This window comes from Sulfitobacter sp. 1A15258 (assembly GCF_043557045.1).
GTDB classification, from domain to species: domain Bacteria; phylum Pseudomonadota; class Alphaproteobacteria; order Rhodobacterales; family Rhodobacteraceae; genus Sulfitobacter; species Sulfitobacter faviae.
Window position 1 is genome coordinate 387,916 of record NZ_JBIFFK010000001.1, and the last position, 21,676, is coordinate 409,591.

Here is a 21,676-nt window from a genome sequence, read left to right on the forward strand (position 1 = left end):
CCATGGTCAAATCGCCGGACGCTTTTCGTACCATCTCCGAAGTCGCTGACTGGCTCGGTATCCAAGCCCATGTTCTGCGGTTTTGGGAGAGTAAGTTCACCCAAGTGAAACCCATCAAACGGGCGGGGGGGCGGCGGTATTACCGCCCGGCCGATATGCTGTTGCTTGGTGGGATCAAGAAACTGCTGCACGACGATGGGCTGACCATCAAAGGCGTTCAGAAAATACTACGTGAGGAAGGGATGACGCATGTCTCCTCCCTTTCCGCCCCGCTTGATGAGTTGGATTTCGTGGAGCCGCGCCCTGCGCCGAAGCCGGACATTATCCGCCCAGAGACCGGTGTGGTTCTGAACTTCGGCGCAAAGACGGAAGCGCGCGGGGATGAGGTGAGCGCTGAGACGGTAGACACGCGGCAGGAGAACACGGCGGAGGTAGAAGAGCCTGCCCCTGCCGTAGCACAACGTCCCTCGCCCATGCCGCCCGCCGACGATCATCCACGCGTCACGCCCGATCCGCTGGCCCCCTCTGACAGCAGCACGCCCGATGCGCCGCAACTCCCTGCGTCCGAATTGGAGCCCGAAGAGGAACCCGCGCCGGAACCTACACCAGAGACCGGCCTGCCCGAGTTCCTCAAGCGCCCGCTGGCGGCTGAGCCGGAGGAGACCGCTGAGGTTTCGCCCGCCCCCGCTGAAGCCGAGGCGGAAGACCCCGAGGACCACACGCCAAAACCCGCGATCATTGACCTGCCCGATTTCACTCCGGAAGCCGATTTCCCCGCCCGTCCGGGGCTGCTCAGCGTGGGGGCGCGTGTCCATCGCCTGCCCCGTGACGTGCAACCGCAAGTCGCCGGTCTGTTGTTGGATTTGGCTGAATTGCGCGCGCGCATGGCCGCAGAAGCCGGCGCGGAAACAAATTTCTAATCCCGATGAAAAGATTGGCAATTCCCTCTTGCACCCCCTGCGAGATCGGTTATGAAGCCCACGTAGTCGGGCTATGGCGCAGCCTGGTAGCGCGTCCGTCTGGGGGACGGAAGGTCGCAGGTTCGAGTCCTGCTAGCCCGACCAACCGACTACAACAAAACGCCCGCGCCGGTAACGCGCGGGCGTTTGTCATTTAAGAAGGCCGCGCCCGATGCCCAATGCGATGAACGGGGTGCTCCCCAACCAGAAGATTACAGCGATGATCGAAAGCGGCGCCATTGCCGCCGATCCCGCGGTCACCTCTGCCCAGATCCAGCCCGCCAGTCTTGACCTCCGCCTCGGCAGCGTCGCCTATCGCGTCCGCGCGTCTTTCCTTGCCGGGCATGGGGCCAAGGTCTCGGATCGTTTGGCGGAGTTCGAGATGCACCGCGTCGACCTCAGCGAAGGGGCCGTGCTGGAGAAAGGCTGTGTCTATGTGGTGCCGCTGATGGAGCAATTGGCGCTGCCCGAAGGCGTTTCGGCCGTGGCGAATGCGAAAAGCTCCACCGGGCGGCTTGACCTGCTGACCCGCACCATCACCGATGGTGGCGCCGAATTCGACCGCATCGCGCCGGGCTATACCGGGCCGCTTTATGCCGAGATCTGCCCGCGCTCTTTCTCGGTGCTGGTGCGGCCCGGGATGCGGCTCAATCAGATTCGTTTCGGCAGCGGGGATGCGACCCTCGACGACGACGCGCTGCGCGCGCTGCATGTCAAGACGCCGCTGGTGGATGGCACCGCCGTGATCGATGAGGGGCTGGGCTTCTCCGTCGATCTGCGGCTGCCCGGCACCAGCCTCGTCGGCTACCGCGCGAAGCCGCATACCGGGGTGATCGACCTCGACAAGATTGGCCACTACGATCCCGCCGCCTATTGGGAAGAGGTGCACAGCACCAACGGTCAGATCATCCTCGACCCCGGCGCCTTTTACATCCTCGTCAGTCGCGAAGCAGTGACGATCCCGCCTGCCTATGCCGCTGAAATGGCACCCTATTTGGCGATGGTCGGAGAGTTCCGCGTGCATTACGCGGGCTTCTTCGATCCGGGCTTCGGCCATGCCGAGGCAGGCGGCGCAGGCTCACGCGGGGTGCTGGAAGTGCGCTGTCACGAGGCGCCCTTTGTGCTGGAGCATGGGCAAGTCGTGGGCCGTTTGGTCTATGAGCATATGGCGCAGATCCCCAGCCAGCTTTACGGCGCCGACATCGCGTCGAACTACCAAGGTCAGGGCCTGAAACTGTCGAAACATTTCCGCTCCGCGTAAAGACGCGGCGCCGGTCAATCCTCGAACAGCTCGCTCTGCCCTTCGGTCGCTTCCGGCTCGTCTTCGCCATCGCCGACGGTGGGCAGCAGACCGGCGGGCGGACGGTTCTCCAACAACCCGGCAGAGCGCAGCTCTTTCAGCCCCGGCAGGTCCCGCGCGCTTTCCAGACCGAAGTGATCCAGAAACTCCTGCGTGACGACAAAAGTCACCGGACGGCCCGGAGTCATCTTGCGGCGGCCAAAACGGATCCACTCCATCTCAAGCAACTGGTCCACCGTGCCCCGCGACACCGATACGCCGCGAATCTCTTCGATCTCGGCGCGGGTGACGGGCTGGTGATAAGCGATGATCGCCAAAGTCTCGATGGCGGCGCGGCTGAGCTTGCGGGTCTCGACCGTTTCCTTATGCATCAGGAAACCAAGGTCCGGCGCGGTGCGAAAGGCATAGGCATCGCCGACTTTCATCACCTGCACGCCGCGCCCCTGATACCGGTGCCGCAGGAAGGCCATCGCCTCGCCCACGTCTGAGCCGCGCGGCAAACGCTCTTCGAGTTCGCGCAGGGTGATCGGCTCGGAACTGGCGAAAAGCACGGCTTCGATCATACGCTCCTGCTCGGCGAGCGAGGGCGCGTCGAACAGTTTCTTTTCTTTGGTTTCAATCTCTTCCGACACGCATCAATCCTTCTTGCGCAGTTGGATGGGGGCGAAAATCTCTTTCTGCCGGATCTCCATATGCCCCTCTTTGACCAGTTGCAAAGAGGCGGCAAAGGTCGCCGCCGTGGCCGAGCGGCGGCGTTCCGGGTCGCTTTCCCAACCCTCGGGCAGGTAGCTGTTCAGATCGCCCCAATCGCCCGCATAGCCGATCAGCCCGCGCATGCGGTCCAGCGCTTCTTCCATGGTGAAGACCTTGTCGCGGTCCATCACGAAAGGGCGGAAATCCTCGCGCGTGCGGGTGCGCGCATAGCCCTGCATCAGGTCCAGTAGCGTCGCGGTATAGGTGACCTTTTTGACGCTGACGATTTCTTGGGTCTGGCCGCGGGCAAAGAATTCCCGGCCAAGCTGATCCCGCGCCATCAGACGCGCGGCGGCGTCGCGCATGGCTTGCAAACGTTCCAGTTGGAAGGCCAGATGCGCGGCCATTTCCGCGCCCGACGGCCCCTCTTCGGTAGGGTCCGGGGGCAGCAGCAGGCGCGACTTGAGGAACGCCAACCAAGCGGCCATGACGAGGTAATCCGCCGCCAGTTCCAGCCGCAACTCCTTGGCCCGTTCGACAAAGGCCAGATACTGCCGCGCCAGTTGCAGCACCGAGATCTTGCGCAGATCGACCTTTTGCGTGCGGCTCAGCGACAGCAGCAGGTCGAGCGGCCCTTCATAGCCTTCGACATCGATGATGAAGGCTTCGGCGGCCAGCCGGTCGGCCACGGTGCTGCCCGCCCCGCCCCGGTCTTCCTGAAATGTCGTGTCAGCCATGCAATGTCCCGCCCAGAAGCGTCTCAAGCTGGGCGCTGAGGGCGTCGATGTCAACGTCATCGGGGGTTTGCCGCGCATCCATCGCGCGCAGGGCGCGGGTTTGGGCGGCGGGGGTCATCTCACCCGCGGCTTCGGCCACGGCGCGGCGCTCTTCGAGCGGCCCGTTGCAGAAAAGTGCCACGTCACAGCCCGCCGCGATGGCGGCGCAGGTGCTTTCCGCTGGGGTCATTTGCAGCGCTTTCATCGAAATGTCGTCGGTCATCACGAGGTTGTCGAAGCCGATCTCTTCGCGGATCAGCCGCATCACCTCGGGCGACAGGGTCGCCGGGGCATTGTCCAGCGCGTCATAGACCAGATGCGCGGTCATCCCCATCGGCAGGCCGCGGAGGCTGCGGAAGGGGGCGAAATCGACCGCCTCCAGATCGATCCGGCGGGCCGCTACCCGGGGCAGATCGTGGTGGCTGTCAAGCGTCGCGCGGCCATGGCCGGGCATGTGCTTCATCACCGGCAAGACCCCTCCGGCCAGCAGCGCATCCGCCACGGCGCGGCCAATCTCGGCCACCTGCCCCGGCGTTTCGCCGTAACAGCGGTTGCGCAGAAAACGGTGGGTGTCCGGCCCGGCCACATCGATCAGCGGGGCGCAGTTGCTGTCGATCCCGACGCTGTGCAGCTCATGGGCGATGATCCGGTACATCAGGTAAAAGGCGTGGCGCGCTTGATCCCCCGCGCGGGCGGCGAGGTCCATCGGCGGCAGCCAATCGCGCCAGTGGGGCGCGCGCATGCGCTGCACGCGGCCGCCCTCTTGGTCGATGGTGATGACGGCCTCATGCCCCGCCGCCTCGCGCATCTCTTCGCAGAGCGCGCGGAGCTGCTCGGGGCTGTCGATGTTGCGGGCGAAGAGAATAAAGCCAAAGGGCCGCACGTCCCGAAAGAACGCCTTTTCCTCGACGCTGAGCCGATGGCCCGTCGCGTCGAGGATCGTGGCCCCGAAGGGGGGCATCAGCGCATCACCACCGGGATGCAATCCGCGTTTTCGGCCACGAGGGCGGAGCAGAAGCGGCGTGCGTCGGCGATGTCGTTAAAGCCCATGGCACGCAGGCGGTAGAAGACCCGCCCGCCGCTGGTGGCCTTTTGCACGACGCGGCTCTTGCCTTCGAGATAGGCACCGAAACGGCCCTGCAAACGGTCCCATTGTTCGCGCGCGACCTCGGGGCTGTCAAAGGCGCCAAGCTGGGCCATGCGGGTGCCAGCGGGCAGCGATGCGGGATCGACTTCTTGGGTGGCCGCGGCCACTGGATTAGGTTGCACGGCGGCGGGTGTCACCACGGCACCGCCCGCAGGACGGCGGCGCGGGCGCAGGGAGTTGCGCACGCCCGGCGCGTTCAGCACGGCCTTGACTACTTTTGGCTGCACGGATGTATCGGCCAGCGCCATCGCCACCGCGGCATCGACAGGATCGCCAGCGGCGGCCTCCTCACCGGTGAGCGGTGCCACGCCATTGGTCGATTGCGCCACGAGGTCTTGGACATTGCCCGAGCGGATCGCTTCGGAGGCGTCGATCAGGTCGCCGTCATCCTCGAGCGCCACGGCTGGCGTCACGTTGCCTTGTGTCTTTGCGGCAACCATTGCCGCTTTGACGGGCTGGTCTTCGTCTTGCAATTCGATCTGGCGCGGCGCGAGACGCAGCTCATCCGCCGGGCGCCCGGCGCTGCCTTCGGCGGCGACGACATTGACCGAAAGCCCCTGATGACGGGCCAATTCGCCTCCCGGCTCTTCAGGGCGCACGCGCATCTCACCTTCGATCGCGCGGACCACCGGGATGCCGGTCACGTCACGCACAAGCAGTTTGTATCCCCATACACCGATGCCCGCCACCAGCGCCAAGGACACCACGGCGCCCGCGATATTGGTGAGCGTTGTCAGGGTCTTGGGCGCGCTGCCCACTGCGTAGCTATGCGCGGAATCGGGCGCATAGCCCGCCGTCGTCGGGGAAGACGTGAAATCTGCCATCTCTGCCTCTTTGCCCGGCGTGATACATCGCCACGCGGGTCTGGTCATGGGGTTGCCTGTTTTCGGCGCGCTGGTGCGGTTACCGCATCTCCTGCGCCGGTGTGACCCCGAGAATACCAAGACCCGCCGCAATTACAATCGCAACGGCACGCGACAGCGCGATTTTTGCCTGCGAGGTGGCCGCGTCCCCTTCTTGCAAGGCGCGCAAGCCATCCTCAGACCGGCCCAAGTGGTAGAGGCTGTGGAAGTCGGAGGCCAATTCATAGAGGTAGAAGGCCACCCGGTGCGGCTCATTGCTGCGCGCGGCGGTCTCGACCAAACGGGGCCATTCGGCAAGCTTGCGCAGCAGGCCGATCTCGGCCTCATGGTCGAGCTTGGACAGGTCCGCGTCCAGCAGCGTGGCATCCGCCACCTCGATCCCCGCCTCTTCGGCTTTGCGCAGGATCGACGCGACCCGGGCATGGGCGTATTGCACATAAAAGACCGGGTTCTCGCGGCTTTGCTCCAACACCTTGTCGAAATCGAAGTCGAGCATCGCGTCGTTCTTACGCGTCAACATGACAAAGCGCGTCACATCCGGGCCGACCTGATCCACCACATCGCGCAGGGTCACGAAAGTCCCTGCCCGTTTGGACATTTTGAACGGCTCGCCGTTTTTGAAAAGCTTCACCAGTTGCGTCAGCTTGATGTCGAGCGGCACATGCCCGTCGCTCAGCGCCGAAACCGCCGCTTTCATCCGTTTGACGTAGCCGCCATGATCCGCGCCAAAGACATCGATCAGCATGTCGAAATCACGGCTGACCTTGTCATAGTGATAAGCGATGTCGGGGGCGAAATAGGTCCAAGACCCGTCGGACTTCTTGACCGGGCGGTCGACATCGTCGCCATGTTCGGTGGATTTGAACAGGGTCTGTTCGCGCGGTTCCCAATCGTCGGGCTTCTTACCCTTCGGCGGCTCCAACACGCCTTCGTAGATCAACCCTTTGGCTTCGAGCGAGGCGATGGCCGCTTCGATCTGACCCGTGCCATAGAGCGATTTTTCGCTATAGAAGACGTCCATCTCGACACCCAGTGCCGCCAGATCGTCGCGGATCAGATTCATCATCGCATCGGTGGCGAATTCACGGATGTCATCCAACCATTCGCTTTCCGGCTGGTCGACCAGCTTGTCGCCATACATCTTGGCAAGCGCTTCGCCCAGCGGGATCAGGTAGTCGCCGGGGTATGTGCCATCGGGGAAGGCCACCTCTTTGCCATTGGCTTCGAGGTAGCGCAGATAGACCGAACGTGCGAGCACATCGACCTGCGCTCCGCCATCGTTGATGTAATATTCGCGCGTCACGTCATAGCCCGCGAAATCAAGCAGGCTGGCGAGCGCGTCGCCAAAGACCGCCCCGCGGGTGTGGCCCACATGCAGCGGCCCCGTCGGGTTGGCCGAGACATATTCAACGTTCACCCGCTGACCGGCGCCAAGGATCGCGCGGCCAAAGTCGGTGCCTTGGTTCAGCACCTGACGGGCCACGTTTTGCCAGACCGAAGGTGCCAGACGCAGGTTGATGAAGCCCGGCCCCGCCACTTCGGCAGAGGTGATGCGCGGATCGTTTTGCAACTGCGCGGCCAGTGCTTCGGCGATGTCGCGCGGCTTCATGCCCGCAGGTTTGGCCAGCACCATCGCGGCATTGGTGGCCATGTCGCCATGGGCCGCGTCACGCGGCGGCTCAGCGGTGATCGGGTCAAAGTTCAGGGTCGCAGGCAGGGCTTCCTGCGCGACCATCTGTTCCAGCGTCGCAATGATGAGATGGCGAATTTCGGCAAATAGGTTCATGTCGGGTATCCTTGTTCCCCGCCCGTTTATCATGTGCGGGGGTGCAGTCAATCAAGCGTCGGGCCGTCGCGGCCCAAGTTGGGGAGTGGCGTTTGAAACGGCGTGCTCAGCCGAGGTCCAAACGCCCAGATCGGAGCCGTCGCCCCGCTTCGGAGCCGAGGAACAGCGCGCTTTCCGCTGCAAGCTCTGCCTGCCCCTCTCGCACGGTGATCAGGTGGAAATGCACCCCCCGCGGCCCGAACACCTTGTCGAGCGCGGCATTGGCCGCTTCGAACGCACCGATCATGGCATGCCCGGCCAGCGCCAATGGTTGGCTTGGCTGCGGCAGAACGGTCACCACCGCCCCCTGCCCGGCCACCAGACCCCGCCCCAAGGCACGCATCATGGCCGAAAGCCCGCGGATCTGCGCATCCGTGCCTTTGCAGTAATCGTCGGGGTCGAGCGGCATCAGGTTCAGCACCATATGCAGCGGCGTGCCGCCCCAATTGCGGTGCAACGGCTCAAACCGCGCGACAAGATCGCCGGCCAGCGCCAGCGCTTCGACACGTTCTGCCGATTGGCTCATCAACCGCGCCAGCACCGTGGGATCGCGGTCCATCGCCACGACTTCCGCCCCCAGATCCGCCGCGCGTTTGGCCACCGCAGGCCCCGGCGCTTGCCCCGCCGAGAGGATCGCGAATGTCGCGTCACCGGCCAGACTTTCCGGCAGAACGGGGGTTTGTATCATGTCATCTCACCTATGGATCATCAAAAGAAGACTACCATGCCGCGAAGACTAGCGGAAGCTGCGCAGGTCACTGTCGAAGAGACGGGCGTGTTCTTGCAGGGCGAAACGGTCGGTCATGCCCGCAATGTAATCAGACACCATCCGCGCCAGCGTGGTTTCATCCTCTGCCGCCTCAATCGCCGCCGCCCAATGGCGCGGCAAGAGGTTGGGCTGGGACAGGAACAGCGGGAACAGGTCCTCGACCACCTTGGTCACCTTCTCGCGATTCTCCATCACCGAGGGGGCGCGATACATGCGGGTGAAAAGAAACTTGCGGATCTCGCGCAGGTCTTGCCAGACGGGGTCGGAGAAACGGATCACCGGGCGGCCCAGATGGCGGATGTCGTCAGGGGATTTCGCCCCCGAGTCCTTCAGCAGTTTGGCCGAGGTTTCGATCACATCGCCGACCATCACCCCAAAGACCCGCCGCAGCGCCTCGTGACGGCGGCGGTAGCTGTCGGTCTCGGGGTAGAGCCGGTCAACCTCGGCGTAGGCGGGGCCGACCATGGGCAGTTCGGCAATCTCACTTTCGGTGAACAGCCCTGCGCGCAGACCGTCGTGCAGATCGTGGTTGTTATAGGCGATATCATCGGAGAGCGCGGCGACCTGCGCCTCGGCGCTGGCATGGGTGTGCAGTTCAAGATCGTGCCGCGCGTTGTAATCGGCCAGCGCATGGGGCACCTCGCCCGTCACCGGCCCGTTGTGTTTCGCGATGCCTTCCAGCGTGTCCCACGTCAGGTTCAGCCCATCGAATTCGGCATAGTGCCGCTCCAGCGTGGTGACGATCTTGATCGCCTGCGCGTTGTGATCGAAGCCGCCGTAGGGTTCCATCAGCTTGTGCAGCGCATCTTCGCCGGTGTGGCCAAAGGGCGTGTGGCCCAGATCATGGGCCAGTGCCACCGCCTCGGTCAGCTCGCCATTCAGACGCAGCGCGCCTGCGATAGTCCGCGCGACCTGCGCCACTTCGATGGAATGGGTCAGACGGGTGCGGAAATAGTCGCCCTCATGCTCCACAAAGACCTGCGTCTTATGTTTGAGCCGCCGAAAGGCGGAAGCATGAATGATCCGGTCCCGATCCCGCTGATAACAGGAGCGAAAAGTGCTTTCCTCTTCCGGCACCAACCGTCCCTTGGCGGTGTCCGGATCAGAGGCGAATTCTGCGCGCATCGCGGCTGGTCCTCTCTCGCGGTCCTTGTGACCTGTCCTTGTGCTTTCTATATGTTAGAGGAACGCGAAAGAAAACCGATGCATCGGAGCCCGCAGATGAACCTGCCCCCCAAAGTCACCCCCCGCGCCTTTGAACGCCTTGCCGAGATCGGGGCCGCAGACGAAGGCAAGGCCCTGCGCATCGCTGTCGAAGGCGGCGGCTGCTCGGGCTTTCAATACGACATCGCGCTGGACGAGCCCGCCGAAGATGATCTCATTCTCGAAGGCAGCGGTCAGAAGGTGGTGGTCGATAGCGTCTCCCTGCCGTTTCTGGCCGACGCCGTGATCGATTTCACCGAAGAGCTGATCGGCGCGCGCTTCACCATCGAGAACCCCAATGCGACGGCGGCCTGCGGCTGCGGCACGTCCTTTTCGATGTAAGTTTTCGGGCGCGTTTAACCGCGCGCCCGGGCGAACCCCTCGAAGAATTCGTCGAAATAAGGCCCGGCGCGTTCGGCGCGCAGCAGGGTCGCGTGGCTTTCCGGGCAAAGATACGACAGCACATGCGGGCGCATCTGCCCCCAGTCAGCCCGGCGGTTCGCGCCCATGTCGTTGAGGCAAGCCGCCAAGGGGCGCAGGGCCCCTGCCCCCTTTCGGCCTTTGTGAAAACGCAATGCGCCTTTTGGGATATCGGTAGATCGCATCGGGCGGCCCGCAATTTGCATGGCCCAGCCAGTGACGAGCCATTCGTGGTAATCATCCTGCAAAGGCGCGCCTACGTCGGCGTAGACCCTCATGGTACGGTGGCTGGCGGCAAGGGCATCCTCCCACAGGGGCCTGGGGGCCTGCCCGGCAAAACGCAGGGCGGCGCAGACCTCGGCCAGCAGGTCCATATCTTGATCGAGAAAAGCCAGCAGCCCCGTGAAATGCAAGCTTCTCAGCGCCGCCTTAGGCAGGTCGGGGCTCCGGCGGCCATAGTCCGACAGGTAGAAAACGATATGGGTCAACTCATAGGCCGCCTTCCGATTGGGCATCGCGAAGGTGGCACTGCGGGCGATAAAATCGCGCAACCGTTGGCCGAGCGCCCCGTCCTCAACCTGTGGCCCGACACCTCGACGGCGCAGCAGACGACGCGCCTCGGCCCGTTGTAGATCCGACAGTTCCGCCCCCTCCAACCCTGCCCGCGCAACCTTGGCGCAAAGGGCCGCGCCGTGGTGCTGTGGCAGTCCGAGGTCTTCGAGATCGAGGCAGATCGACAGGATGAAACGGTAATACTGCGGAAAATCGCGCAGCAGGTTCCGGCAGCCCCGATGGAAGGCCGCGAGCGGCTGAAGCGCCGCGGTGTCGAGCGTGGCCCCCGTGCTCGCCAGCGCCCCGAGCAGTTCGGCGTTTTCCTTCAGCCAAAAGACATCCCCCTGCGTGCGACGCCCCTCTGCGAAGGCTTGGATCAGCCGGGCCGTTTGCGCGGCCGGGTCTTGGCTTTCGTCAGGTCTGAGCAGAACAACATTGGTCATCGCATGGCCTCCGACAGGGGGAACGGCGGGCAACAAAGCCGCCCGCTTGAAAGGGCTTCAGCCGCTGAAGGGCAGCACCTCAGCCGGGACGAGGCCAGTGGTGAACAGGCCGACCCCGCCGCCTTGCGTGATGCTGCTGCCGTCCTGCTGTAGCCCAGTGGTGAACATCTCGACCCCCTCGCCCAACAGCATGTCACCGCCCCCACGGTTGAGGCCGGTGGTGAAAAGGCCGACACCGGCGCCAAGCGCCATGGGATTGTCCTCTGTCTGAGGGGCTGATACGGGGGCAAAGTCGCGTGCAAAAATAGCGGTCATCGTAAGGTCCTTTCAAAGGGTTTTGCAATTTAAAGATGTAGTTCTTCGACTGACGCACGTTAAGCGTGTCAATCCAAGCATTTTCCAGCTAACGCATTGTACTGAAACACTTATCCACATTAACGTCGCGCCACAGTTTCGCCTTAATTCTCAATTTCTCTTGCGCCCTGTGGAGAAAAAGAAATGCCGCCCACAGGGCAGGATCGAGACAATACGGGCAACCGCCTCGCGGACTTTCTATAATAGCGAGAAATCTGACCCAAGAATCACCTTAAGCGCGCAAGCCTTCCCCTTGCTCCGCGACGCCAATTGCGCGATAGCAGTCGGACGTCGAAAGAGGGCCGGATATGAAGATCGCGAGTTTCAACATCAACGGTATCAAGGCCCGCGCGGCGGCCCTTCCCGATTGGCTAGACGAGGCGCAGCCGGACGTTGTCGTGCTGCAAGAGATCAAGTCGGTGGATGAGGCTTTCCCCCGCGAAATGCTCGAAGAGCGCGGCTATAACGTCGAAACCCACGGGCAGAAGTCCTTTAACGGCGTGGCGATCCTGTCGAAACTCCCGCTTGAGGATGTGACCCGCGGCCTGCCGGGTGACGATGCCGATGATCAGGCACGTTGGATCGAAGCGACGGTTGTGGGCGACGATATGGCGCTGCGGGTCTGCGGGCTCTACCTGCCCAATGGCAACCCGGCGCCGGGGCCGAAATATGACTATAAACTCGCATGGATGGCGCGGCTGCAAGCCCGTGCCGAAGCGCTTCTGGCCGAGGAAACGCCCTTCCTCATGGCGGGAGATTACAACATCATCCCGCAGGCCGAGGATGCCGCCAAACCTGATAGCTGGCGCGAAGATGCGCTCTTCCGACCCGAATCCCGCGCCGCATGGCGGCGGCTGGAGAACCTTGGCCTTACGGATGCCTTCCGGGCGCGTACCCAAGGGCCGGGGCATTACTCCTTTTGGGATTATCAGGCCGGGGCGTGGAACCGCAACAACGGCATCCGCATCGACCACTTCCTCCTGTCCCCCACCGTGGCTGACCGGCTGCGCGATTGCCAGATCGACCGCGACGTGCGCGGGCGCGACAAGCCGTCGGATCACGTGCCCATCTGGGTCGAACTGGACATCTGACGTCAGGCCTCCAGTTCGGCATCCCAATAGAGGAAATCCATCCAGCTTTCATGCAGATGGCCGGGCGGGAATTTGCGGCCCATGTTGCGCAGCTCTTCGGCGGCGGGTTGCCGCGGCGGTTTGCGCAGGGCAAGCCCCGTGCGGTGCAGGGGCCGCGAGCCTTTGCGCAGGTTGCAAGGGCTACAGGCGGCGACCACGTTTTGCCAGCTTGTCACCCCACCGGCAGCGCGCGGTACCACATGGTCAAAGGTCAAATCGCCCTTCGCCCCGCAGTATTGGCAGCGGAACTCATCCCTCAGAAATAAATTAAAGCGCGTGAAGGCCACGCGCTTTTGAGGTTTCACATAGTCTTTTAGAACGACAACCGACGGGATCCTGATCACCGTAGAGGGGCTGCGCACCACCTCGTCATATTCGGCGACGATCTCGACCCGGTCGAGCCATTTGGCCTTTACCGCCTCCTGCCATGGCCAAAGCGACAGCGGGTAATAGGATAAAGGTCGGTAATCCGCATTGAGCACCAGCGCGGGGTGGTGTTTGAGCGCCGCCGGGTGGCGGGTAAATTCGGTCCTGAAATCGCCGTCCATCTGGTCGCGTCCTCTGCCCGTTTTAGTCACTATATCTCGCGGTTTCTCTCTGGCAAGACAAAGGTGAACCACTAGATGTCGCCGGTTTTGCCCAAAGATTACGACAGAGGCGTGACAGATGGGCAGAGTTTGTTAACCTTGTGGCATGTCGAAAAGCCCCCTGCCCGATGCGCCCGCCCCGCAATCCCTGCTCGAAGCCGCCGTCTATGCCGATGATCTGGACGCGGCACGCGCGTTTTACCGCGACATTCTGGGGCTGAAACTGTTTCAGGAGGTGCCGGGTCGGCATATGTTCTTCGCGCTCGGCCCTTCGGTCTTGCTGGTCTTCAACCCCACCGCCACGGCACAGCCGCCCGGCAATCCGAAAATGCCTGTGCCGCCCCATGGCGCGCGCGGCCCGGGGCATGTCTGCTTTGCGATGAAACGCGATGAGATCGCCGCGATGGAGACGCGGCTGCGGGCCGCCGGGGTCGAGCTCGACACCAGTTTTGATTGGCCCAACGGGGCGCGCTCGCTCTATGTGCGCGACCCCGCTGGCAATTCGGTCGAGTTCGCCGAACCCTGGCTCTGGGACGAGATGAAGGGTTAAAGCCCTAGTTTGTCGCGCATGAAGGCGAGCGCAACGCTCAGCCCATCGGGCGCGATGCCATGGCCGGTGCCCTTCATCACATGGGCGTAAACGTCTTGCCACCCCGCCTCTTGCAGCGCTTCGGCGGCCTGCGGCAGGGATTGCGGCGGCACCACGTCATCGGCATCGCCATGAACCAGCAGCACCGGCGGTTTGACCTGCGCCTCTTCGGCCAGCGCTTCGGGGTTGAGCAGACGGCCCGAGAAGGCCACGATCCCCGCCACCGCATCTTCGCGCCGTGGGGCCACATGCAGCGACATCATCGTGCCTTGGGAAAAGCCGAAGAGCACGACCTGTTCGGGGAGCACGTCTTCGTCGACCATCAGCGCATCGAGGAAGGCGTCGAGGTCTTCGACCGCGCTCATCATGCCGCGCATCGATTCCTCTTCGGACGATCCGTCGATCCAAGGGATCGGGAACCACTGATAGCCCATCGGCGCACCGGCGCAGGCCTCGGGCGCGTCGGGTGCGACGAAAAGCGTGTCGGGCAAATGCTCGCTCAGCGGATCGGCAAGGCCCAGCAAGTCAGCGCCATTCGCGCCATAGCCATGCAGGAACACCACCACCGACCGTGTGGTGCCAGAGACCGGCGCGCGGCGCTCGGCGTTCAAAACCCGTGTCATGACAATCCTTCCTTTTGTTTCAACACCCGGTAGTAGGCAAAGAGCAGCCGCGCCGCAACCGACCGCCAAGGTGTCCATGCGGCGGCCATGGCGGAGAGGTCTTTCGGGCTGGGACGGGCAGGCAGATCGAAAAGCCCCCGCGCCGCCTCTTGCAGCGCAAGGTCGCCGCTGGGAAAGATATCGCGGCGGCCAAGGCAGAACATCACATAGATCTGCGCTGTCCATGGCCCGATCCCCGGCATGTCGACCAGCGCGGCGATGGCCGCGTCATCGGGCAACCCGTCCAGCGCGTCGAAGTCGAAATCGCGTTCCGCCAAGGCCAACACATAGCGCGCCTTGGGGCGGCTCAGCCCCGCAGCGCGCAGGCCGTCGTCTCCGGCGCGCAGGACGTTTTCGGGCCGATCCAACCCCGCCGCAACCAGCCGCGCATAGATCGCCCGGGCCGAGGCCACGCTCACCTGCTGCCCCACAATGATGTCGAGCAGCCCCGCGAAACCGGGCGGGCGCAGGCGCAGAGGCAGCGGGCCGGTCTGGGCCAGCGCCATGGCGAAACGCGGCTCCCGTTCGGCCAGCCATGCCGCGCCTTCGGCCACATCGGCGTCGCAGGTGATCGGGGGCGCGAGGCTCATAGCTGTGCCACCCAATCGAGCATCGCGTCGAGATCGGCCAGACAGGGCGCGCCCTCTGGCAGCGGTGGTCTATCGATCAGGATCACCGGTAGGCCGAGCGTCAGGGCGGCGTCGACCTTCGGGCGGCTGGCCTGCCCGCCGAGGTTGCGGCAAATCAGCAGGTCAACGCCAAGGTCGCGGAACAGTGCCGTTTCGCTCTCCACAGTGAATGGCGGATTGCCAAAGATGAGGTCGACAAAGTCATAGGGTGCGGCGCGTTCATGGCGGCTCGTCTGTCGTAGCATGAGGCGCGCGCCCTTGAACGGTTGGAACGCTGACAGGCTGGCCCAACCAGTCGCGGCAAAGACGCGGGCAGCGGGCGGCACGGCACGGGCGGCGGCCGCGACATCCGGCACTGAATGGAGCAGCGGGTTGTCCAGCGGCCAGAGGGGCCGCGAAAAGCTGACGAAGGGTCTGCCCAAAGACGTGGCGGCGGCATAGCCTGCGTGGCTCAGCCCCGCATCGAACCCGTGGCTGAGATCGAGCACCGCATCAAAGCCCGCCATATCGCGCCGCAGCGCCGCAGCATCCCCGGCATCGCGCATCTCAAAGGTCAGCGGCATCGGATTGTTGCCGCGCGGCGGCTCCGTCAGCCAAGCGGTGACCCGGTGCCCGGCCTGCGTCAAGGGGCGTGCAAGCTGCCGCGCTTCGGCGGTGCCAGCGAGCAGCAGGAGGTTCAGCGAAGGGCGGTCAAGCGCGGTCATCGGCGCGATCATCGGCGAGCTTGCCGCCGGGCGCAAGCGACATCGCAGTCGCAAAAACCGATGCCGGACTTGCCCTTACCCGACGGCAAGGCTACCCCTTGGCGGGAAGTGAGGAATTCAAACATGATCGACGACAGACGCGCGCGGCGCAACGTAGCGGTGCTGGTGGCAGCACAGGCCTTTCTCGGGGCGCAGATGCCGATGATTTTCCTTGTCGGAGGTCTCGCCGGGCAGTCGCTTGCGACCAATGTCTGTCTTGCCACCCTGCCGATCTCGATGATCGTTCTGGGCTCCATGCTCTCGGCCACGCCGGTCTCGGCCATCATGCAGCGCTATGGCCGCCGCGCGGGGTTCTTTTTGGGTGCGGCGGGCGGTGCCTTGGGCGGCGCGGTCGCGGCCTACGGGCTTTATCTCGCGTCTTTCCCGATCTTCCTGCTGGGGTCGCTGCTGACGGGCATCTACATGTCGGCGCAGGGGTTTTATCGCTTCGCCGCCGCCGATACCGCGTCAGATGACTTCCGGCCCAAGGCGATTTCCTATGTCATGGCGGGCGGTCTTGTCTCGGCCATCATCGGGCCGCAGCTTGCCACGGCCACGTCGATGAGCCTCGTCGTTCCCTTCCTCGGCACCTATATGGCCGTGGTGGCGGTGAACTTGATCGGGGCGCTGCTGTTTCTCTTCATCGACATTCCGAAGCCACCGATCCCGGCCCATGACGCGCCCAAGGGCCGCAGCCGGTGGGAGCTTTTGACCACGCCGCGCATCGCGGTCGCAGTGATCTGTGCCATGGTGTCCTATGCCTTGATGAACCTCGTGATGACCTCGACCCCTCTGGCGGTCGTCGGCTGCGGCTATAGCCAAGACAGCGCGGGCTATGTGGTCACCGGCCATGTGCTGGCGATGTTCGCGCCTTCGTTCTTTACCGGCCATCTGATCAACCGTTTCGGGGTTGAGCGGATCATGGGCCTTGGCATCGCGATCCTTGCCGCCGCCGGGGTGGTGGCGCTTCAGGGGGTGGAACTGGGCAACTTCTTTGTCGCGCTGATCCTTTTGGGGCTGGGCTGGAACTTTGGCTTCATCGGGGCCACCACCATGCTCGCCGGCGCGCATGAGCCGCATGAGCGCGGGCGGATGCAGGGCCTGAACGACCTGCTGGTGTTCGGCGGCGTGACCGTGGCCTCGCTGGCCTCGGGCGGGCTGATGAACTGTTCGGGCGGCACGGCGCAGGAAGGCTGGGCGGCGGTGAACCTTGCGATGGTGCCCTTCTTGGTGCTTGCGGGCGGATCGCTGATCTGGCTGGTGCTGCGCAGCCGCAAGGAGACGCAGCTGAGCTAAGCGCCTACCAGCGCGACGCCATGGCCCGCAGCGCGAAATGACGCCGCGGGTCAGGCAGTGCGGCTTGCGAGACCTTTTCCGGCGCATCCACCGCGGCCCGCAACACCGGACCCGCATGGGCGGCAGGCAGCAGCGCCGCGCGCGCGGCTTTGGGGATCCTGCCTCGATTGGCACGCGCCGATTTCAGCCGGTCGAGCGCCCCCTTGGCAAGGGCCGAGACTCCCTCCGCCGTACCATCCAGCAGCGGCACGCGGCCCGCCTCTTCCAAATTCGGAATGGCGCAGAGCCATGCGGCGATGCCGGTGGCATAGGCCGCATCCCGCACCACTGCTTCATCCGTCGCCCCGAGGCGGCGGGCGGCGACCCACATCAGATGGCCTGCGGTCTGGTCGATGTAGCGCTCGAAATGCGCGGCGTCCTCAAATGTGTCTTTGTAGATGTCCCACCGCCGAGCGGCGACGAGTTCATCAAGCAGTTCGGCATCCTCTGGCGCAATCGCACGGGCCAGCGGCGTGGTTACCTCATGCCGCCTGACGGGGCCGCCCTTGGCGATCTCCTCCAGCGCGTCGCGCCACCATTGCAGGCGCATTTCGGCGATCATCGCCTCCTGCGTGACCCATGGGGCGCGGGCCACCTCGACGTTAAAGGCATAGAGCGGGAAGAGCAGCTTGCGCGCCTCGACGGGGGCGGCCATGGCGGCGCGAAAGCGCCACGGGTCGGCGCGCTCTACCATGGCGGCGCAGGCGTTCAGATCGGCGTCAAAGGTCATGTGGGGCGCGCCACCGTCAGAAGATAGCCGAACTCATCCCGATGCGCGCGCCAGCAGGCGATCTCCGCCTCGGCGGCGTCGAGCACTTGGGCCAAATCATCATCCGCGCCGGGGCGCAGCTTTTCAATCCGCGCCTCCAAGGGGGTGTAGTAATTCTCCCAAGCTTCATCCGACAGGACACGGGTCGCCACGACCTCATAGCCCGCCGCGCGGACCCGCTCGGCAATGCCGTTTGCGTCGCTCATCGCGGGGTAGTCCGCCCATTGCGCGCGGGCCTCTTCCGACTGGCTATCCGTCAGCCAGCAGGGTTCGGAGAAGGCCACCACCCCGCCCGCGCGCAGCGATTTGCGCCAACGGGTCAGCGCCTCGGTCACACCAAGGAAATAGACCGCACCGGCGCACCAAATGAGATCATATTCATTGGCGATGGCGGCCATATCGGCGCGCAGCAGGGTGACATTGCCATCGGCCACAAAACGGCCCCGCGCGGTGTCGACGAAATGCGCAGTTTGATCGAGGGCCGTCACATGGCCCTGCGGGATCGCCGCGCGCAGGGCGCCGATGTCGCTGCCAGGGCCGCAGGCCACATCGGCAATCTCGGCCCGCGCGGGCAGATCGACCTGCTCCACGGCCCAGCTCACATCCGCAGGCTCCCCCGGCCCCTCGCGCGGCAGATCGCGATGGAGAGTGAAAAAGGCGGTCATATCGTCTGTCATTGGGCGCGGTCCCGGATCAATTTCCAACGTATCGCATCAAGCAGTGCTTCGAATGAGGCGTCGAGTATGTTGGCGCTGACGCCGACAGTGGACCAGCGCCGCCCCTGCCCGTCTTCGCTGTCGATGATGACGCGGGTGGTGGCTTCGGTGCCGCCTTGGGTGATGCGCACCTTGAAGTCAACCAGACGCATGTCCTCCAGAAGGCTGCTGTATTTGCCCAAGTCCTTGGCCAGCGCCTTGGACAGCGCGTTGACCGGGCCACGGTCTGCGCCATCCTCGTCCAGCGATTCCGAGACCGAGAGCCGTTTTTCCCCGTCCACATTAATGACCACGACCGCTTCGGAGAGGCTGACCATCCGGCCTTCGGCATTGCGGCGGCGTTCGACGGTGACGCGGTAGCGCTCGACCTCGAACAGATGCGGCAACTGGCCCATCACGTCGCGGGCCAGCAGCTCAAAGCTCGCCTGCGCGGTGTCATAGGCATAGCCCTGCGCCTCGCGGTCCTTGACCACCTCCAAGATCCGGCCAAGCGCCGGGTCGCCCTTGGCGACCGAGAGGCCCGCATCGCTCAGCCGTTTGCGCAGGTTGGATTGCCCGGCTTGGTTCGACATCGGAATGACGCGCGTATTGCCGACCAGTGCGGGGTCAATATGCTCATAGGTGCTGGGGTCTTTGGCGATGGCACTGGCATGCAGCCCCGCCTTATGCGCAAAGGCCGAAGACCCGACGAAGCCCGCCTGTTTCATCGGCACGCGGTTGAGAATCTCATCCAACATGCGGCTGGTGCGCGTGAGCCCGCGCAGCGCCTCAGGGCTCACCCCGATCTTATAGCGGCTGGCATAGGGTTCTTTCAGCAGCAGGATCGGGATCAGGGTGGTGAGGTTGGCGTTGCCACAACGCTCCCCCAGCCCGTTGAGCGTGCCTTGGATCTGCCGCGCGCCCGCGTCAACGGCGGCCAGCGTGCAGGCGACGGCGTTTTCGGTGTCGTCATGGGTGTGAATGCCCAGATGATCCCCCGGGATGCCAGCCGCGATCACGTCGTGGGTGATGCGGCCAATCTCATCGGGCAGCGTGCCGCCATTGGTGTCGCAAAGCACGATCCAGCGCGCGCCCGCGTCATAGGCCGCGCGGATCGCTTCCAGCGCGTAGTCTGGATTGGCCTTGTAACCGTCAAAGAAATGCTCGGCGTCGAAGAGCGCCTCGCGCCCTTGGGCGACAAGATGGGCAACAGATTTGGCGATGTTGTCGGTGTTTTCCGCCAGCGTGATGCCGAGGGCGGTTTTGACGTGGAAGTCATGGGTCTTGCCGACGATGCAGACGGATTTGGTGCCCGCGTTGAGCACGGCGGCCAGCACGTCGTCATTCTCAGCCGACATGCCCGCGCGTTTGGTCATGCCAAAGGCAGTGAGCTTTGCCTGCGTCGGCGGCGCGGCGTCGAAGAAGGCGCTGTCGGTCGGGTTGGCCCCGGGCCAGCCGCCTTCGATGTAATCCACGCCGAGCGCGTTGAGCGCTTCGGCAATCTGGCGTTTTTCGTCGGTGGAGAATTGAACGCCTTGGGTCTGCTGCCCATCGCGGAGCGTGGTGTCGTAGAGGGTAAGGCGCGCGCGGGTCATGAGGTAGCCCTCCTGCCACGAACCTCAGCAGAGGTGCGCAGGCGCCATGCCCGACCTCGGGAGGGCCGTGCCGAATAGAACAACCGGCGCTTTGACACTTTCTGATCACAGCGCGCGTGGCGAATGTTGTGATATGCCCTCCCGGGGGGGAGGTCGGGCATGGCGCATGCGCGCCGGGGGGCGGTTGGGGCTATGGTCACAACAGCCCCTCCAACTGGCTCCGATCAAAGCCGGGCGGTGGGGTCAGCTTCACGCCGTCCTTGCTCATCTGTACTTCGATCCCGACAGAGGTCAGCGCTTTCTTGATCCGGTCCACCTCGGCGAAATCCTTGGTCTCCATCGCAGTGGCGCGGGCATCGCTGAGGAAGGCTTCGATATCGGTCAGATCCAGCGCCTGAACCGCGGCCCATTCGGGGATCAGATCATCCAGCAGCCCCAAAAGCGACAGCGCCCCGCGCAGGCCTGCCGTGTCGCCCGCGTTGGACAGCCGGTGGCATTCGGTCAACGCACCGTGGGTGTTGAGATCATCGGCCAAAAGCGCCACCAGTTCAGGCCCGGGCGTCGCGGCCTCGGCCTCCGCCGCCTGAAGATACCATTTGCGCAGGGTCTTTTCGGCCTCCTCGCGCTTCTTTTCGGTCCAGTCCATCGGCTTGCGGTAATGGGTCGAGAGCATCACGAAACGGATGACCTCCCCCGGCACGCCTTGGTCCAGCAAATCGCGGACGGTAAAGAAGTTGCCCAAGGACTTGGACATCTTCTTGCCCTCGACCTGCAACATCTCATTGTGCAGCCAGTAGTTGGCGAACCCGTGGCCCGCGCATTTCGACTGGGCGATCTCATTCTCATGATGCGGGAATTGCAGGTCGATGCCGCCGCCGTGGATGTCGAACCGCTCACCCAACAGGTCATGCGCCATGGCGGAGCATTCGATATGCCAGCCCGGACGCCCCTCACCCCATGGGGAATCCCAGCCGGGGGTGTCTTCGTCCGAGGGCTTCCAGAGCACGAAATCCATCGGGTCTTCTTTGTACGGTGCCACCTCGACCCGTGCGCCTGCGATCATATCATCGACCGACCGGCCCGAAAGCGCGCCATATTCGGCATATTTACGCACCCGGAACAGCACATGGCCCTCGGCCTCATAGGCATAGCCCTCATCCATCAGCCCACGGATCATCGCGACCATTTGGGGGATATACTGCGTGGCACGCGGCATGTGATCGGGCTCCAAGGCGCCCACGGCGGCCATGTCATCCAGATACCACTGCGTCGTCTCGGCGGTGATCTCTCCAATGCTGCGCCCGCTCTCAGCGGCGCGGGCGTTGATCTTGTCATCCACGTCGGTAAAATTGCGCACATAGGTCACCTGCGCCGGCCCATAGACATGGCGCAGCAAGCGGTAGAGCACATCGAAAACGATCACGGGCCGTGCGTTGCCCAGGTGCGCCCGGTCATAGACGGTGGGGCCGCAGACATACATCCGCACATTCTGCGCATCGATCGGCGTGAAATCCTCTTTCTTCCGGGTGGCGGTGTTGTGCAGCTTGATCGTCAGGTCACGGGTCATGGGCAGGCGTCCTTGCGCGGGTGTGACGCGGGCTTGGCATAGTTTTGTCAGAATGGGAATGACGTGAACAG

At 64.1% G+C, this 21,676-nt stretch carries 23 protein-coding genes and 1 tRNA gene; 7 read left to right on the forward strand and 17 right to left on the reverse strand.

Translation table 11 applies throughout. From position 1 onward, the window contains the following. The first annotated feature begins 2 nt into the window (after positions 1–2). The 3 genes from ACGYK9_RS01950 to ACGYK9_RS01960 all read left to right on the forward strand — a co-directional run bounded on the left by ACGYK9_RS01950 (position 3) and on the right by ACGYK9_RS01960 (position 2,220). Positions 3–920 carry a MerR family transcriptional regulator gene (locus ACGYK9_RS01950; protein WP_394407921.1) on the forward strand — a complete coding sequence of 306 codons (918 nt, stop codon included), beginning with the start codon at positions 3–5 and terminating at the stop codon, positions 918–920. A gap of 67 nt (positions 921–987) precedes the next feature. Then, a tRNA-Pro gene (locus ACGYK9_RS01955) sits at positions 988–1,064 on the forward strand. Between the two features lie 79 nt (positions 1,065–1,143). Further along, a complete protein-coding gene (locus ACGYK9_RS01960) occupies positions 1,144–2,220 on the forward strand; it encodes a 2'-deoxycytidine 5'-triphosphate deaminase (RefSeq protein ID WP_394408955.1) in 1,077 nt (358 codons plus the stop codon). A gap of 14 nt (positions 2,221–2,234) precedes the next feature. Here the strand turns inward: ACGYK9_RS01960 and scpB are convergent, their stop codons facing one another. The 7 genes from scpB to ACGYK9_RS01995 all read right to left on the reverse strand — a co-directional run bounded on the left by scpB (position 2,235) and on the right by ACGYK9_RS01995 (position 9,457). Further along, on the reverse strand, positions 2,235–2,891 hold the full coding sequence (gene scpB, locus ACGYK9_RS01965) for an SMC-Scp complex subunit ScpB (RefSeq protein WP_067265864.1): 657 nt from the start codon (positions 2,889–2,891) through the stop codon (positions 2,235–2,237). A 3-nt stretch (positions 2,892–2,894) separates the two neighbouring features. Beyond that, the gene (locus tag ACGYK9_RS01970; RefSeq protein ID WP_394407924.1) at positions 2,895–3,689 is read right to left on the reverse strand and encodes a segregation and condensation protein A; all 795 of its coding nucleotides are present in this window, start codon (positions 3,687–3,689) and stop codon (positions 2,895–2,897) included. Beyond that, positions 3,682–4,689 carry a beta-N-acetylhexosaminidase gene (gene nagZ, locus ACGYK9_RS01975; protein ID WP_394407927.1) on the reverse strand — a complete coding sequence of 336 codons (1,008 nt, stop codon included), beginning with the start codon at positions 4,687–4,689 and terminating at the stop codon, positions 3,682–3,684. The genes ACGYK9_RS01970 and nagZ overlap by 8 nt, the downstream gene beginning before the upstream one ends. After that, complete coding sequence (locus ACGYK9_RS01980) at positions 4,689–5,699, reverse strand: SPOR domain-containing protein (RefSeq protein WP_394407930.1); 1,011 nt, start codon at positions 5,697–5,699, stop codon at positions 4,689–4,691. Before ACGYK9_RS01980 ends, nagZ begins: the two co-directional genes overlap by 1 nt. A gap of 79 nt (positions 5,700–5,778) precedes the next feature. Next, the gene (gene argS, locus ACGYK9_RS01985) at positions 5,779–7,524 is read right to left on the reverse strand and encodes an arginine--tRNA ligase (RefSeq protein WP_271687167.1); all 1,746 of its coding nucleotides are present in this window, start codon (positions 7,522–7,524) and stop codon (positions 5,779–5,781) included. 106 nt (positions 7,525–7,630) lie between these two features. Further along, a complete protein-coding gene (locus ACGYK9_RS01990) occupies positions 7,631–8,251 on the reverse strand; it encodes a hypothetical protein (RefSeq protein ID WP_394407933.1) in 621 nt (206 codons plus the stop codon). Positions 8,252–8,299: 48 nt separating this feature from the next. Continuing rightward, on the reverse strand, positions 8,300–9,457 hold the full coding sequence (locus tag ACGYK9_RS01995) for a deoxyguanosinetriphosphate triphosphohydrolase (protein ID WP_067265853.1): 1,158 nt from the start codon (positions 9,455–9,457) through the stop codon (positions 8,300–8,302). 96 nt (positions 9,458–9,553) lie between these two features. Here ACGYK9_RS01995 and ACGYK9_RS02000 point away from each other — a divergent pair, with 96 nt between their 5' ends. Further along, positions 9,554–9,877, forward strand: a complete 324-nt coding sequence (locus ACGYK9_RS02000; RefSeq protein WP_209217699.1) for an iron-sulfur cluster assembly accessory protein — start codon at positions 9,554–9,556, stop codon at positions 9,875–9,877. A 14-nt stretch (positions 9,878–9,891) separates the two neighbouring features. Here the strand turns inward: ACGYK9_RS02000 and ACGYK9_RS02005 are convergent, their stop codons facing one another. Further along, positions 9,892–10,950 (reverse strand): DUF6902 family protein, encoded by a 1,059-nt coding sequence (locus ACGYK9_RS02005; RefSeq protein WP_394407938.1) that lies wholly within the window; start codon positions 10,948–10,950, stop codon positions 9,892–9,894. Between the two features lie 57 nt (positions 10,951–11,007). Then, positions 11,008–11,265, reverse strand: a complete 258-nt coding sequence (locus ACGYK9_RS02010; RefSeq protein WP_394407941.1) for a hypothetical protein — start codon at positions 11,263–11,265, stop codon at positions 11,008–11,010. A 347-nt stretch (positions 11,266–11,612) separates the two neighbouring features. Between ACGYK9_RS02010 and xth the strand changes: the two genes are divergently transcribed. Next, positions 11,613–12,395, forward strand: coding sequence for an exodeoxyribonuclease III (xth, locus tag ACGYK9_RS02015; protein WP_394407944.1), 783 nt, complete (start codon positions 11,613–11,615; stop codon positions 12,393–12,395). 2 nt (positions 12,396–12,397) lie between these two features. Here the strand turns inward: xth and ACGYK9_RS02020 are convergent, their stop codons facing one another. Then, positions 12,398–12,982: an HNH endonuclease gene (locus ACGYK9_RS02020; protein ID WP_067265843.1), complete on the reverse strand. Its 585-nt coding sequence runs from the start codon at positions 12,980–12,982 to the stop codon at positions 12,398–12,400. Between the two features lie 145 nt (positions 12,983–13,127). Between ACGYK9_RS02020 and ACGYK9_RS02025 the strand changes: the two genes are divergently transcribed. After that, positions 13,128–13,571, forward strand: coding sequence for a VOC family protein (locus ACGYK9_RS02025; RefSeq protein WP_394407948.1), 444 nt, complete (start codon positions 13,128–13,130; stop codon positions 13,569–13,571). On the opposite strand, the gene ACGYK9_RS02030 is transcribed toward ACGYK9_RS02025, so the two are convergent. From ACGYK9_RS02030 to ACGYK9_RS02040, 3 genes are read right to left on the reverse strand one after another with little or no spacing between them, the layout of a single operon-like run. Continuing rightward, complete coding sequence (locus ACGYK9_RS02030) at positions 13,568–14,233, reverse strand: alpha/beta hydrolase (protein ID WP_067267442.1); 666 nt, start codon at positions 14,231–14,233, stop codon at positions 13,568–13,570. The genes ACGYK9_RS02025 and ACGYK9_RS02030 overlap by 4 nt on opposite strands. Continuing rightward, positions 14,230–14,862, reverse strand: a complete 633-nt coding sequence (locus ACGYK9_RS02035; RefSeq protein WP_394407951.1) for a DNA-3-methyladenine glycosylase family protein — start codon at positions 14,860–14,862, stop codon at positions 14,230–14,232. Before ACGYK9_RS02035 ends, ACGYK9_RS02030 begins: the two co-directional genes overlap by 4 nt. Further along, positions 14,859–15,605, reverse strand: a complete 747-nt coding sequence (locus ACGYK9_RS02040; RefSeq protein WP_394407954.1) for a precorrin-6A/cobalt-precorrin-6A reductase — start codon at positions 15,603–15,605, stop codon at positions 14,859–14,861. Before ACGYK9_RS02040 ends, ACGYK9_RS02035 begins: the two co-directional genes overlap by 4 nt. 60 nt (positions 15,606–15,665) lie before the next feature. On the opposite strand from ACGYK9_RS02040, the gene ACGYK9_RS02045 reads away from it, so the two are divergent. Next, a complete protein-coding gene (locus tag ACGYK9_RS02045) occupies positions 15,666–16,940 on the forward strand; it encodes an MFS transporter (protein ID WP_394407957.1) in 1,275 nt (424 codons plus the stop codon). Positions 16,941–16,944: 4 nt separating this feature from the next. Here the strand turns inward: ACGYK9_RS02045 and ACGYK9_RS02050 are convergent, their stop codons facing one another. The 4 genes from ACGYK9_RS02050 to cysS all read right to left on the reverse strand — a co-directional run bounded on the left by ACGYK9_RS02050 (position 16,945) and on the right by cysS (position 21,605). Further along, a complete protein-coding gene (locus ACGYK9_RS02050) occupies positions 16,945–17,709 on the reverse strand; it encodes a squalene/phytoene synthase family protein (RefSeq protein ID WP_394407960.1) in 765 nt (254 codons plus the stop codon). Continuing rightward, positions 17,706–18,425 (reverse strand): class I SAM-dependent methyltransferase, encoded by a 720-nt coding sequence (locus ACGYK9_RS02055; RefSeq protein ID WP_394407963.1) that lies wholly within the window; start codon positions 18,423–18,425, stop codon positions 17,706–17,708. The genes ACGYK9_RS02050 and ACGYK9_RS02055 overlap by 4 nt, the downstream gene beginning before the upstream one ends. Further along, positions 18,422–20,038 (reverse strand): citramalate synthase, encoded by a 1,617-nt coding sequence (gene cimA, locus ACGYK9_RS02060; RefSeq protein WP_394407966.1) that lies wholly within the window; start codon positions 20,036–20,038, stop codon positions 18,422–18,424. The genes ACGYK9_RS02055 and cimA overlap by 4 nt, the downstream gene beginning before the upstream one ends. 196 nt (positions 20,039–20,234) lie before the next feature. Next, positions 20,235–21,605, reverse strand: a complete 1,371-nt coding sequence (gene cysS, locus ACGYK9_RS02065; RefSeq protein ID WP_394407969.1) for a cysteine--tRNA ligase — start codon at positions 21,603–21,605, stop codon at positions 20,235–20,237. Between the last annotated feature and the right edge of the window lie 71 nt (positions 21,606–21,676).